Annotated in this window: 12 protein-coding genes and 1 tRNA gene; 5 read left to right on the forward strand and 8 right to left on the reverse strand. The window is 69.9% G+C overall.

The window, feature by feature from the left end; genetic code table 11:
* Positions 1-25: 25 nt before the first annotated feature.
* The 8 genes from ychF to P8934_RS06035 all read right to left on the reverse strand — a co-directional run bounded on the left by ychF (position 26) and on the right by P8934_RS06035 (position 7175).
* Positions 26-1117, reverse strand: coding sequence for a redox-regulated ATPase YchF (gene ychF / locus P8934_RS06000; RefSeq protein ID WP_133635969.1), 1092 nt, complete (start codon positions 1115-1117; stop codon positions 26-28).
* Between the two features lie 195 nt (positions 1118-1312).
* Positions 1313-1903 (reverse strand): aminoacyl-tRNA hydrolase, encoded by a 591-nt coding sequence (pth, locus tag P8934_RS06005; RefSeq protein WP_278033369.1) that lies wholly within the window; start codon positions 1901-1903, stop codon positions 1313-1315.
* Positions 1904-1990: 87 nt separating this feature from the next.
* Positions 1991-2638 carry a 50S ribosomal protein L25/general stress protein Ctc gene (locus P8934_RS06010; protein WP_278033370.1) on the reverse strand — a complete coding sequence of 216 codons (648 nt, stop codon included), beginning with the start codon at positions 2636-2638 and terminating at the stop codon, positions 1991-1993.
* Positions 2639-2765: 127 nt separating this feature from the next.
* Positions 2766-3695, reverse strand: a complete 930-nt coding sequence (locus P8934_RS06015; RefSeq protein WP_106229096.1) for a ribose-phosphate pyrophosphokinase — start codon at positions 3693-3695, stop codon at positions 2766-2768.
* 75 nt (positions 3696-3770) lie between these two features.
* Positions 3771-3845: transfer RNA gene (locus P8934_RS06020), tRNA-Gln, on the reverse strand.
* A 58-nt stretch (positions 3846-3903) separates the two neighbouring features.
* Entirely contained in the window at positions 3904-4773 is an 870-nt protein-coding gene (gene ispE, locus P8934_RS06025) for a 4-(cytidine 5'-diphospho)-2-C-methyl-D-erythritol kinase (RefSeq protein ID WP_278033371.1), read from the reverse strand.
* A gap of 1 nt (position 4774) precedes the next feature.
* Positions 4775-5386 (reverse strand): lipoprotein insertase outer membrane protein LolB, encoded by a 612-nt coding sequence (gene lolB, locus P8934_RS06030; protein WP_278033372.1) that lies wholly within the window; start codon positions 5384-5386, stop codon positions 4775-4777.
* A gap of 22 nt (positions 5387-5408) precedes the next feature.
* A complete protein-coding gene (locus tag P8934_RS06035; RefSeq protein WP_278033373.1) occupies positions 5409-7175 on the reverse strand; it encodes a tetratricopeptide repeat protein in 1767 nt (588 codons plus the stop codon).
* A 202-nt stretch (positions 7176-7377) separates the two neighbouring features.
* Here P8934_RS06035 and hemA point away from each other — a divergent pair, with 202 nt between their 5' ends.
* The 5 genes from hemA (at position 7378) to moeB (ending at position 12042) form a co-directional block, all read left to right on the forward strand.
* Positions 7378-8646 carry a glutamyl-tRNA reductase gene (hemA, locus tag P8934_RS06040; RefSeq protein ID WP_106229100.1) on the forward strand — a complete coding sequence of 423 codons (1269 nt, stop codon included), beginning with the start codon at positions 7378-7380 and terminating at the stop codon, positions 8644-8646.
* 9 nt (positions 8647-8655) lie between these two features.
* The gene (prfA, locus tag P8934_RS06045; RefSeq protein WP_278033374.1) at positions 8656-9750 is read left to right on the forward strand and encodes a peptide chain release factor 1; all 1095 of its coding nucleotides are present in this window, start codon (positions 8656-8658) and stop codon (positions 9748-9750) included.
* Complete coding sequence (gene prmC, locus P8934_RS06050) at positions 9747-10622, forward strand: peptide chain release factor N(5)-glutamine methyltransferase (RefSeq protein WP_278033375.1); 876 nt, start codon at positions 9747-9749, stop codon at positions 10620-10622. The genes prfA and prmC overlap by 4 nt, the downstream gene beginning before the upstream one ends.
* A gap of 149 nt (positions 10623-10771) precedes the next feature.
* Positions 10772-11272, forward strand: coding sequence for an Lrp/AsnC ligand binding domain-containing protein (locus tag P8934_RS06055; RefSeq protein ID WP_106229103.1), 501 nt, complete (start codon positions 10772-10774; stop codon positions 11270-11272).
* Positions 11273-11280: 8 nt separating this feature from the next.
* Positions 11281-12042, forward strand: a complete 762-nt coding sequence (gene moeB, locus P8934_RS06060; protein WP_278033376.1) for a molybdopterin-synthase adenylyltransferase MoeB — start codon at positions 11281-11283, stop codon at positions 12040-12042.
* The last annotated feature ends 2 nt before the right edge of the window (positions 12043-12044 follow it).

Below are 12044 nucleotides of genomic sequence, written 5' to 3' on the forward strand. Positions count from 1 at the left end.
CCACTCGGGTCAAGGCTTGCGTGCCTCAGACATTGAAGCGGAAGTGGATCACGTCACCGTCCTGGACGATGTACTCCTTGCCCTCCAGGCGCCACTTGCCGGCGTCCTTGGCCCCCTGTTCGCCACCCAGCGTGACGAAATCGTCGTAGGCGATGACCTCGGCGCGGATGAAGCCCTTCTGGAAGTCGGTGTGAATCACCCCGGCGGCCTCGGGGGCGGTGGCGCCCACCTTCACGGTCCAGGCGCGCACCTCCTTGACCCCGGCGGTGAAGTAGGTCTGCAGCCCGAGCAGGGCATAGCCGGCGCGGATCACCCGGTCGAGCCCCGGCTCCTCCATGCCCATCTCGTCGAGGAACATGGCGCGCTCCTCGTCCTCCAGCTCGGCGATCTCGGCCTCGAGCTGGTTGCACACCGGTACCACCACGGCGCCTTCCTCGGCGGCGATCTCGTTGACCACATCCAGGTAGGGGTTGGCCTCGAAGCCGTCCTCGTTGACGTTGGCGATGTACATGGTGGGCTTGAGGGTCAGGAAGCCGAAGCTCTTGAGCTGGTGCTTCTCGTCGTCGTCGAGGCCGAAGCTTCGCAGCGGCAGGCCCTCGGCCAGGTGGGGCTGGATGCGCTCGAGGATCGCCTTGGTGGCGATGGCCTCCTTGTCGCCGCCCTTGGCCACGCGAGCCAGGCGTTGGATGGCGCGCTCGACGGTGTCGAGGTCGGCCAGCGCCAGTTCCATGTTGATGATCTCGATATCGGCCCGCGGGTCGACCTGGTTGGCGACGTGGATCACGTTATCGTTGTCGAAGCAGCGCACCACATGGGCGATGGCCTGGGTCTCGCGGATATTGGCCAGGAACTTGTTGCCGAGCCCCTCGCCCTTGGAGGCGCCGGCGACGAGGCCGGCGATGTCGACGAACTCCATGGTGGTGGGGAGCACCTTCTGCGGCTTGACGATCTCTGCCAGCCGGTCGAGGCGGGGGTCGGGCATCGGCACGATGCCCACATTGGGCTCGATGGTGCAGAAGGGGAAGTTCTCGGCGTCGATGCCTGACTTGGTCAGCGCATTGAACAGCGTGGACTTGCCGACGTTGGGCAGGCCGACGATACCGCAGTTGAAACCCATGGGAGTGTCCTGGAAAGCGTGTTCGCGAGTGGAAAGTGGCGAGTATTCTACGGAAGCGCGGAGCGCCAAGCTACAAGCACCGAGCAGCCAAGCCGCGAAGAGACGGGTCCTCTACGAGGCAGGGCGGATTCGGCCTCGGGCAGCGTCGTTCCGGGCATGGCTGCGCGTCGGCGCTCCCCTTGTAGCTCGGCGCCTTCAGCTCGGCGCTGTAAAACTGTGCAGCCGGTTCATGGCCTTCGCCCAGTCGCCGGCCATGGCCTGGGGCAGGGTGGCCAGGCATTCGTCGATGGCGGCGTCGATGGCGCTGCGCTCGGCCTTGCCGGGCCGGCCCAGTACGTAGTTCGTCACCTGGCGGCTGTCGCCGGGATGGCCGATGCCGATGCGCAGGCGATGGAAGTCCCGGTCGTTGCCCAGGGCGCGGATGATGTCGCGCAGACCGTTGTGCCCGCCGTGTCCGCCGCCCGTCTTGTAGCGTGCCGTGCCCGGCGGCATGTCGAGCTCGTCATGGGCCACCAGCAGCTCGCCCGGTGCCAGCTTGAAGAACTGGCAGAGGGCCGCCACGGCGCCGCCGCTGCGGTTCATGAAGGTGGTGGGCTCGAGCAGGTGCACGTCCTGGCCGTCCAGCTGGACCCTGGCGTGCAGGCCCAGGAACTTCCTGTCCGGGCGCAGCTCACCGCCCGCCGCCCTCGCCACGGCCTGTACCAGCCAGGCACCGGCATTGTGGCGGGTGGCCGCGTAGTCGGCGCCGGGGTTGCCAAGGCCGATGATCGCTCTGACCTGACTCATGTATCACCTCCAAAAAAAATCAAGCGCCGGGGCGCTTGATCATCATCAGGAGGGCCGCGCCAGGCGCGGCCCCTGAGCGGGTGAGGATCACTCCTCGCCCTTTTCGCCCTCTTCCTCGCCCTCGGCGGCTTCGCCTTCGTCTTCCTCGGCGCGCACCTTCGGCTTGGTGATGCTCAGCACGGCGTTGTCATGATCCTCGCCATGGGTGAGCTCGACCAGGGTCACGCCGGCCGGCACGGTCAGGTCGGAGAGGTGCAGGGTGGTGCCCAGCGCGACCTCGGCGATGTCGACCTCCAGGAAGTCGGGCAGGTCCTTCGGCAGGCAGCTGACCTCGACCTCGTTGGAGAGCAAGTGGAGCTCGCCGCCTTCGTCCTTGATGCCCTTGCACTTCTCCTCGCCTACCACGTGCAGCGGCACGCGCAGGGTGATCTCGTGGGTGGCATCGACCCGCAGGAAGTCGGCATGGGTGATCAGCGGCTTGTAGGGGTGACGCTGCAGGTCACGCACCACCACCTGCTGGGCCTTGCCATCCACCTGCAGGTTGATCACCGAGGAGAAGAAGGCCTCGTCTTCCAGCGCCTTGTAGAAGCTGGTCTTGTCGACGGCGATCGGCTGCGGAGCCTGCTCACCACCATAGATGATGGCCGGCACCTGTTCGTTCGCACGACGCAGGCGGCGGCTCGCACCTTTCCCCAGGTCGTTGCGAACGCTGGCATTGAGTGTGTAATCGGACATGGAATTGCCTCTTTCTGGAAGTAAGGAAAGCGCCGTGGCCCGCGACCAGACCACGGCGTTTCCGGGAGCCCCGCAGGGCATGTGTCCCGCGCCCTGTCCCGCCGGGCGAGTCCCGTTGGACCCGCATTCAGTGGAACATGGCGCTGACGGATTCCTCGTTGCTGACCCGGCGGATCGCCTCGGCGATCAGGCCGGCGACGCTGAGCTGGCGAATCTTGCCGCTGCGCCGCGCGGTCTCGGAGAGGGGGATGGTGTCGGTCACCACCACCTCGTCGAGCACCGAGCCGGTGATGTTGTCCACCGCCGGCCCCGACAGGATCGGGTGGGTGGCGTAGGCGACCACACGCCGGGCGCCCCGGGCCTTGAGGGCCTCGCCGGCCTTGCACAGGGTGCCGGCGGTATCGATCATGTCGTCCACCACCACGCAGGTGCGATTCTCGATCTCGCCGATGATGTGCATCACCTGGGCCTGGTTGGCCGAGGGCCGACGCTTGTCGATGATGGCGAGGTCGGCGTTGAGCTGCTTGGCGATGGCGCGGGCCCGCACCACGCCGCCGACGTCGGGCGATACCACCACCAGGTCGTCGTAGTTCTGGCGCTCGATGTCGTCGAGCAGGATCGGCGAACCGTAGACGTTGTCCACCGGCACGTCGAAGAAGCCCTGGATCTGGTCGGCGTGCAGGTCCATGGTCATGACCCGGTCGACCCCGGCCTTGACCATCATGTCGGCGACGATCTTGGCCGAGATCGGCACGCGCGCGGAGCGCACGCGGCGGTCCTGACGGGCGTAGCCGAAGTAGGGCACCACGGCGGTGATCCGGGTGGCGGAGGCCCGGCGCAGGGCATCCACCATCAGGATCAGTTCCATCAGGTTGTCATTGGTCGGTGCACAGGTGGACTGCAGGATGAACACATCCTTGCCGCGCACGTTCTCGTTGATCTCGACCGCGACCTCGCCGTCGCTGAACTGGCCGACCGTGGCATTGCCCAGGTAGGTGTCCAGACTCTCGGCGACCTTTCGGGCGAGTTCGGGATTGGCATTCCCGGCGAAAACCATCAATTTTGACACGCGCAGCCACCTTTGCTGTGTTGGGTCTTCAGGGATTCGGGTCGAGGGTCGTTCCGGGACGGATGGCTGGGGCAGGAGGATTCGAACCTCCGCATGGCGATACCAAAAACCGCTGCCTTACCGCTTGGCTATGCCCCAGCAGCCTGCTCCGCTCCGGGACGTCCCGGGATGCCTCGGCGCCCGTGGGCGGGGAGGGTCATCGACCCAGCGCAGCATGGAGAGGTGAGCGATTCAGGCCGCGCGCCTTGAAGGCCTGCCAGCCCTCGGGAACCTCGGCCAGAACACGGTCTGCCCGGGCCTCGCTGTCGAGCCGGGCAAAGACGCAGGCGCCGGTGCCGGTCAGCATGCTCGGCGCACGGGCCGCCAGCCAGTCGAGAGCATGCCCCACCTCGGGATACAGTGCCCGGACGGTGGGCTCGCAGTCGTTGCGCCAGCTCGCCGCTCCCCCCTGCAGTGCGCGCGCCATGGTAATCGGGGGGGTGTGGCGTGTCAATTGCGGTGCCCCGAACACCGCCGGGGTGGAGACGGTCACGCCGGGGTGGAGCACCACGAACCAGGGGGTGTCGAGCTCGACCGGGGTGAGGCGTTCGCCGACCCCCTCGGCCCAGGCGGCGTGCCCATGCACGAACACCGGCACATCGGCCCCCAGGGCGAGGCCGAGCCGGGCCAGCTGCGTCAGGCCGAGGCCGAGTTTCCAGAGGGCATCGAGGCCGAGTAGCGTGGTGGCGGCGTCACTGCTGCCGCCGCCCAGGCCGCCGCCCAGGGGCAGGCGCTTCGCGAGGTGGATGTCCGCCCCCCGGCGGCAGCCGCTCTCGGCCTGCAGCAGGCGAGCGGCCCGCACGACCAGGTTGTCCTCGGCCGCCACCCCGGGCAGGCGGGGAGCGAGGCGGATCTCGCCGTCCTCGCGGCCGCGCAGGGTGAGGGTGTCGCCGTGATCGAGGAACTGGAACAGCGTCTGCAGCTCGTGGTAGCCATCCGGCCGTCGGCCGGTGATGTGCAGCAGGCGGTTGAGCTTGGCCGGTGCCGGCAGCACCAGCGTCTCGGAAGGTTTAGCGGTCTGAGGCATGTCAGTCGTCGAGGGCCGGGCGCCAGTCGGTGACCACCAGGGTGACGCGCAGGTCGTCATAGGTCATCACCAGGCGCCGGGGCAGCCAGAGGTCGGCGACGCGCGTCCAGTCGCGATACGCGATCTCCCAGCCATCCTGCTCGAGGCGAAGGGGGAAGCCCAGCTCGTCCTCCTCCAGGCGGTAGGGCGTGTCGTCTGCCGGCAGGCCGCGGATCCAGTCGGAGAGCGCGCTGACCGGCAGCGACCAGCCCAGCTGCTCTTCCATCAGCGCCTCCGGGGTCTCGGCCTCGAAGCGGCCCTCGGCGGTGGTCAGCGAGAAGCGCCCCTCGCGTCCCTCCAGGGTGCTGCGCCCGCTGCCGAAGGGCCCGCTGATCAGCAGCCGGTAGTAATGCGGGTGCTGGCTCCAGTCCAGGTTGGCGCTGGTGGAGTCCTCGGGGGTGCGCAGGCCGGCCTTGCCGGCCAGCACCCAGGTGTCGAGTTCGGCCAGGCGCTCGGCCTGGGCCTGCCACTGGCCTGCGGCGCGCTCGCCCTCGGGAGCGGGTGCCCGGCCGGCGCAGCCGGCCAGCAGGGACAGGGCGAGCAGGGGAATCAGCAGTCGCGGCAGTGTCGTCATGGCGAGGTCCGTTCGTCAGGGGTCAGTCGTCATGCCCGGGCGCGCCGAGCTCGGGATGGCGTTGCAGCAGTTCGTCGATCAGCGGACGCTCCTCGAAGCGTTGCCGGGCCTCCTCGAGCAGCTCGCGGGCGCGCTGCTCCTCGCCCAGCGCCCAGAGTACCTCGATGAGGTGGGCGGCGATCTCCTGGTCGGGCATGGCCGACCAGGCGCGCTCGAGCCAGGGCAGGGCACCCTCGGGGTCGCCCTGGCGATAGCGGACCCAGCCCTGGCTGTCGAGGATCGCCGGGTTGTCCGGTTCGAGGGCGTGGGCCCGCTCGATCAGCTCGCGTGCCTCCTCCAGGCGGCCCTCGAGGTTGGCATCGGCAAGGGTGTAGCCCAGGGCGTTGAGGGCATTGGCGTTGTCCGGGTCGGCCTCGATGATGTGCCGCAGGTCCGCCTCCATGGCGGCGAGGTCGTCGTCGGCGAAGGCGCGCATGGCCCGCTGATAGCGCAGCCGTTCGTCGTCGGGGTGCTGCGAGAGTTCGCTGTCGAGCAGGGCGTCGGCCTGCTCGACGTGGCCGGCCTCGTCGAGCAGTTCGACCTCCAGGGAGACCAGCTCGCTGCGGTAGGCCTCGTGGCGCAGCCGCTCGAGGCGCAGGAAGGCCCGCGCGTCGAGCAGCCGGTCATCCTCGATGAGCATCCGGGCCGCACTCAGGCGGGCGGTCAGGAACTGCTCGCCTTCGGGCACCTGGCGGTAATAGAGGAGGGCGTTGTCCACCTCTCCCTCTTCCTCGGCGATGGCACCCAGCAGCAGGAAGGCCAGCGGCGGGGCCTGGTCGTCGCCGACCAGGGGCAGCAGCAGGCGTCGCGCGGGGGGCAGGTGCTCCTCTTCCAGGAACAGCCGTGCCAGGGCGAGGCGCAGTTCGGGGTCGTCGCCCTGGTCGTCGAGCAGAGCGTCGGTGGTGGCCTCGGCGGCCTCGATGCCGCCCAGCCGGATCTCGGCACGGGCCAGCAGCAGCATCAGGCGCGGGTCGCCCGGTGCCACCTCAAGGCCGCGCCGCGCCGACGATCGTGCACTCGCCGGGTCGTCGGCCTCGAGGGCCAGGCGGGCGCGGACCTGCCATAGCTCGGGGAGCTCCGGGGCTTCCCGGGCCAGTCGCGACAGGCGCCGCTCGGCCGCGGCGCGCTCCCCGGCAGCGGCTTCCAGCAGGGCGGTGGCCAGCTGGCTGTCGTGGCCTGCGTCGCCAGGTCCTGCCAGGTGCTCGCGCATGCTTTCCAGCAGCGGCGCCGGGTCGGCACCGGCCTCCAGGGCGCTCTCCACGAAGCCGGTCAACTCCTCCTGGGCGCCGCGCGAGATGGCGGCCAGGCGCTGCACCAGGGCGGCGTTCCAGTCGCCGCGCTGGATGGCGAGGCTTGCCAGCAGGCGTGCCGGGGCGTCGCTCTCCGGTGCCAGGGCCTGCCAGCGACGTGCGGCCTCCTCGAGCAGCCGGGGATCCTCGCTGAAGCGGGCGGCCAGGGTGGCGCGCTCGGCGAGGGGCGCCGAGCCGTAGCGCTCGGCGACGTCGAGAAAGCCGCGGGTGGCACGCGGGTAGTTGCCGCGCTGTCCGGCCAGCTCGGCCTCCAGCAGGCCGGAGAGGCTGTCGGCATCCAGGCCACGGGTGACCGGCGGCGCGCCCGCCAACGGGTCCTCGTCGGGTTCGGCGGCCGAGGACGCTCCCGGCAGGCCCTGGCAGCCGGCGAGCAGGGTCGCCAGCACCAGCGGCGCCAGGGGAAAGTGGCGAGTGAATCGGGGGAGCGTTCCGCGGGGCATGCGCGTCTCGTGCCAAAGGACGAGCCGTCAGCATAACGGCTCGGCTCCCCCGGGCAAAGCATGATCCCGATCACGGCATGTCATGGCGCCCCGGGCGGATGGCCTGTGGTAGAATGCTGCGCTTCGAGGAAGGGCGGTCCGCGTCGGCGGACATCACCACAGCGCCCCTGCCGGAACCACGACTCGCGAAGACGCCGAACGCATGACGCTTCTTGCCCTGGGAATCAACCACCGGACCGCCACCATCGAGGTGCGCGAGCAGGTCGCCTTCTCGCCGACTCAGCTGGAGGCGGCGCTGGCCGAGCTGCGTGCCCTGCCGGAAGTGCGCGAGGCGGCACTCCTCTCCACCTGCAATCGCACCGAGCTCTACTGCGTCACCGAGGCCGTCGGCGAGCGCGAGATCCTCGACTGGCTGGGCCGTTTCCACGGGCTGCGGGTCGAGGACCTCTCGCGCTGTGCCTACCACTTTCTCGAGAACGACGCGGCCCGGCACCTGATGCGGGTGGCGGTGGGGCTGGACTCCATGGTGCTCGGCGAGCCGCAGATACTGGGCCAGCTCAAGGAGGCCTACCAGGCGGCCCGCCGGGCCCGGGGCCTGGGCGGCGAGCTGGAGTGCCTGTTCCAGAACACCTTCGCCGTGGCCAAGCAGGTACGCACCGAGACCGGCATCGGTCGCAACCCGGTGTCGGTGGCCTACGCGGCGGTGAGCCTGGCCAGCCGCATCTTCGGCGACTTCACCCGCTCGCGGGCGCTGCTGATCGGGGCCGGGGAGACCATCGAGCTGGTGGCGCGCCACCTCCACGAGGCGGGAGTGCGCCGGCTCACCGTGGCCAACCGAACCCGCGAGCGGGCCGAGGCCCTGTCCGGGCCGCTGGGCGGCGAGGCGATCACCCTCGATGCCATCCCCGAGGCCCTGGTCGAGGCCGATATCGTGATCTCCTCCACGGCCGCGCCGCTGCCGATCCTCGGCAAGGGCATGGTGGAGCGGGCGCTGAAGAAGCGCCGCCACCGCCCCGTCTTCATGGTCGACATCGCCGTGCCCCGGGACATCGAGCCCGAGGTGGGCGAGCTCAGCGACGTCTTCCTCTATACCGTCGATGACCTCCAGGAGGTCATCGAGGAGAACCGCCGGCATCGCCAGGTGGCCGCCGACCAGGCCGAGTCGCTGATCGAGCACGGCGTGGGCAACTGGCAGCACGAGCGGCGGATCCGCAGCGGCGGCGAGCTGATCCGCGACGTGCGCGCCCGCGGCGAGGCCATGCGCGAGCTCTCCGAGCAGCAGGCCCTGGCGCGCCTGGCCCGCGGCGAGGACCCCGAACTGGTGATCCGCCGCCTGGCCCACCAGCTGACCAACCGGCTGATGCACCGTCCCACCGTGGCGATGCGCGAGGCCGCCTCCCGGGAGCGTCGCGACCTGCTGGAGGCCGCCACCGCCCTGCTGCTGGATGAATCCACCGACCACTCCCGATAGGATGCGCCGATGAAAGCCACCCTGCGCCAGCGACTCGATGCCTTCGTCGAGCGCTTCGAGGAGCTTTCCGCCCTGCTGGCGGAGCCCGAGGTGATCAGCGACCAGACCCGCTTCCGCGACTACTCGCGGGAGTATGCCGAGCTCGAATCCCTTGTGGAGGCCTGGCGCGAGTATCGCGCCGTGGAGGCCGACATCGCCTCCGCCGAGCAGCTCCTCGGCGATGCCGATGCCGAGATGCGCGAGCTGGCCGAGCTCGAGCGGGACGAGGGGCGCGACCGGCTGGAGGCCCTCGAGGTCCGGCTCAAGCAGCTGCTGGTGCCGCGGGACCCCGACGACCGGCGCAACGTCTTCCTCGAGATCCGTGCCGGCACCGGCGGCGACGAGGCGGCGCTGTTCGCCGGTGACCTCTTTCGCATGTACTCGCGCTACGCCGAGCAGCACGGCTGGAAGGTGGAGGTGGTCAGTGCCAGCCATGGCGAGCAGGGCGGCTACAAGGAGATCATCTCGCGGGTCAGGGGCGAGGGGGTCTATGCCCGGCTCAAGTTCGAGTCCGGCGCCCACCGGGTGCAGCGCGTGCCAGCCACCGAGTCCCAGGGGCGCATCCACACCTCCGCCTGCACGGTGGCGGTGATGCCCGAGGCCGACGAGGTGGGTGACATCGATATCGATCCGAGCGATCTGCGGGTGGACACCTTCCGCTCCAGCGGGGCCGGCGGTCAGCACGTCAACACCACCGACTCCGCGATCCGCATCACCCACCTGCCCAGCGGCGTGGTGGTGGAGTGCCAGGAGGAGCGCAGCCAGCACAAGAACCGCGCCAAGGCGATGTCGCTGCTCGCCGCGCGGCTCAAGCAGTCGGCCGTGGCCAGCCAGCGCCAGCAGCAGGCCGATGCCCGGCGCAGCCTGGTGGGCTCCGGCGATCGCAGCGAGCGCATCCGCACCTACAACTTTCCCCAGGGCCGGGTCACCGACCACCGCATCAACCTGACGCTCTACAAGCTCTCCGAGGTGGTCAGCGGCGAGCAGCTGGACGACGTGATCGAGCCGCTGATCCACGAGTACCAGGCCGAGCAGCTGGCGGCCCTCCAACAGGACGCCGGATGACCCTCGACGCCCTGGTGGCCCGGGCCGCCCGGCGCCTGGTTGACGCCGGCTCGCCGAGCGCGCGACTCGATGCCGAGGTGCTGCTCTGCCACGTGCTGGGCGTCGATCGCACCTGGCTCTACACCTGGGGCGACCGCCAGGTGCCGGTCTTCGAGCGGGCCCGCTTCGAGGCGCTGCTGGCGGCGCGCGCCGCCGGCCAGCCGGTGGCCTACCTGACCGGCGAGCGCGAGTTCTGGGGGCTGCGGCTTTCCACCTCGCCGCACACCCTGATTCCCCGTCCCGATACCGAGCGGCTGGTGGAGGCGGCCCTGGCGCATGACGCATCGCCGCGGGGGCGGCTGCTGGACCTCGGCACCGGCACCGGCGCCATCGCCCTGGCCTTCGCCAGCGAGCGCCCCGGCTGGTCGGTGGTCGGCATCGACCGTAGCCCGGAGGCGGTGGCCCTGGCCCGGCACAATGCCGAGCGCCTCGCCATCGGCAACGTCGACTTCCGCGCCGGAGACTGGTTCGCGGCGCTGGACCATGAAGATAGCGGCGAGCGCTTCGCGCTCATCGTCTCTAACCCGCCCTATATCGCCGCGGACGACCCGCACCTGCGTCAGGGTGACCTGCGCTTCGAGCCGGCCAGCGCCCTGGTGGCCGCCGAGCAGGGACTGGCCGACCTGCGCCACCTGGTCGTCGAGGCCCGTGCTCACCTCGTCCCCGGTGGCTGGCTGCTGCTCGAGCATGGCCATGGCCAGGGGAAGGCGGTGCGCGATGCCCTCGCCGATGCCGGCTATGGGGAGGTCGCGACGCTTCGCGACCTCGGCGGCAACGACAGGGTCAGCCTGGGACGTCACGTTGAGGGCGGGACTGGAGGGGGGAGGTCGTGATGTGGTACATCTTGATCAGCAAAAAACGCCACGTCTCGTCGCCTTTGCATTCGTGAAACCCACCGGGGTGCCATTGGTGGGGTGATTTTCAGGTGATCGTGCTGTCGCGACGACGTGAACGGCCCATTCCTATCGGCACGCCCACGACCATGAAAGCCAAGACCCGCTCGCTCGACCGCATCGACCTCAAGATCCTGCGCTGCCTGCAGGAGAACGCCCGCATCTCCTATGTCGACCTGGCCTCCCGGGTCGGCCTCTCCACCACCCCCTGCCTGGAGCGCGTCAAGCGCCTGGAGCGCGCCGGCATCATCCGCGGCTACAAGGCGCTGCTCGATCCCCGGGCGCTCAAGGCCAACCTGCTGGTGTTCGTCGAGATCAGCCTGGAGACCCAGTCGCCGGCCGTGTTCGACGAGTTCCGTCGCGCCGTGGCCAAGCTGCCGCAGATCCAGGAGTGCCATCTGGTCTCGGGGCAGTTCGACTACATCCTCAAGTGCCGGATTCCCGAGATGTCCGCCTATCGCCAGCTGCTCGGTGACGTGGTGCTGACCCTGCCCGGGGTGAAGGAGTCCAAGAGCTACGTGGTCATGGAGGAGGTCAAGGAGGACTTCAGCCTCCATGTGCCCGAGATCGAGGAGTTCGAGGAGAAGTGAGCCCCGCGATGGATGACCAGGCCCTGCTGCGCTATAGCCGCCAGATCATGCTCGACCAGGTCGATATCGACGGCCAGGAGCGGTTGCTCGCCGGCCATGCCCTGGTGGTCGGCGCCGGCGGGCTGGGCTCGCCGGTGGCCCTCTACCTGGCGGCCGCGGGCCTTGGCCGGCTGACCCTGGCCGATGCCGACGAGGTCGAGCTCTCCAACCTGCAGCGCCAGATCGCCCACGCCACCGCCGACCTGGGTCGGAACAAGGCCGAGTCGGCCCGGGAGGCGGCGCTCGCCCTCAACCCCGGCTGCACGATTCAAGCGATCACCGAGCATCTCGAGGGCGAGATGCTGGCGCGGGCGGTCGGCGAGGCGGACGTGGTGCTCGACTGCACCGACCGCTTCTCCAGCCGCTATGCCATCAATGCCGCCTGTCGCACGGCGCGGGTGCCGCTGGTCTCCGGGGCGGCGATCCGCTTCTCCGGCCAGCTCGCCGTCTTCGATGCCCGCGACCCCGACTCGCCCTGCTATGCCTGCCTCTATCCGCCTGGGGGAGGGGAGAGTGGGGAGGGCGACGAGGCACTCAGCTGCGCCGAGAGCGGCGTGGTGGCGCCCCTGGTGGGGCTGATCGGCAGCTTCCAGGCCCTGGAGGCGATCAAGCTGGTCAGCGGCGCCGGCACGCCCCATCGCGGGCTCTCCACCTTCGATGGCCTCGGCGGCCAGTGGCGCCACTTCCGGGTGCCCCGCGACCCCGCCTGCCCGGTCTGCGGGCCGGCCTGAGG

The sequence above is a fragment of the Halomonas sp. CKK8 genome (assembly GCF_029625235.1).
In the GTDB taxonomy this organism is placed as follows: domain Bacteria; phylum Pseudomonadota; class Gammaproteobacteria; order Pseudomonadales; family Halomonadaceae; genus Halomonas; species Halomonas ventosae.

What these genes read in the sequence shown, in the direction of transcription:
- P8934_RS06010 (WP_278033370.1), bottom strand. Translation starts at nt 2,638, where the DNA reads ATGTCCGATTACACACTCAATGCCAGCGTTCGCAACGACCTGGGGAAA.
- P8934_RS06035 (WP_278033373.1), bottom strand. Translation starts at nt 7,175, where the DNA reads ATGCCCCGCGGAACGCTCCCCCGATTCACTCGCCACTTTCCCCTGGCG.
- ychF (WP_133635969.1), bottom strand. Translation starts at nt 1,117, where the DNA reads ATGGGTTTCAACTGCGGTATCGTCGGCCTGCCCAACGTCGGCAAGTCC.
- pth (WP_278033369.1), bottom strand. Translation starts at nt 1,903, where the DNA reads ATGAGTCAGGTCAGAGCGATCATCGGCCTTGGCAACCCCGGCGCCGAC.
- lolB (WP_278033372.1), bottom strand. Translation starts at nt 5,386, where the DNA reads ATGACGACACTGCCGCGACTGCTGATTCCCCTGCTCGCCCTGTCCCTG.
- P8934_RS06015 (WP_106229096.1), bottom strand. Translation starts at nt 3,695, where the DNA reads ATGGTTTTCGCCGGGAATGCCAATCCCGAACTCGCCCGAAAGGTCGCC.
- moeB (WP_278033376.1), top strand. Translation starts at nt 11,281, where the DNA reads ATGGATGACCAGGCCCTGCTGCGCTATAGCCGCCAGATCATGCTCGAC.
- prmC (WP_278033375.1), top strand. Translation starts at nt 9,747, where the DNA reads ATGACCCTCGACGCCCTGGTGGCCCGGGCCGCCCGGCGCCTGGTTGAC.
- hemA (WP_106229100.1), top strand. Translation starts at nt 7,378, where the DNA reads ATGACGCTTCTTGCCCTGGGAATCAACCACCGGACCGCCACCATCGAG.
- prfA (WP_278033374.1), top strand. Translation starts at nt 8,656, where the DNA reads ATGAAAGCCACCCTGCGCCAGCGACTCGATGCCTTCGTCGAGCGCTTC.
- P8934_RS06055 (WP_106229103.1), top strand. Translation starts at nt 10,772, where the DNA reads ATGAAAGCCAAGACCCGCTCGCTCGACCGCATCGACCTCAAGATCCTG.
- ispE (WP_278033371.1), bottom strand. Translation starts at nt 4,773, where the DNA reads ATGCCTCAGACCGCTAAACCTTCCGAGACGCTGGTGCTGCCGGCACCG.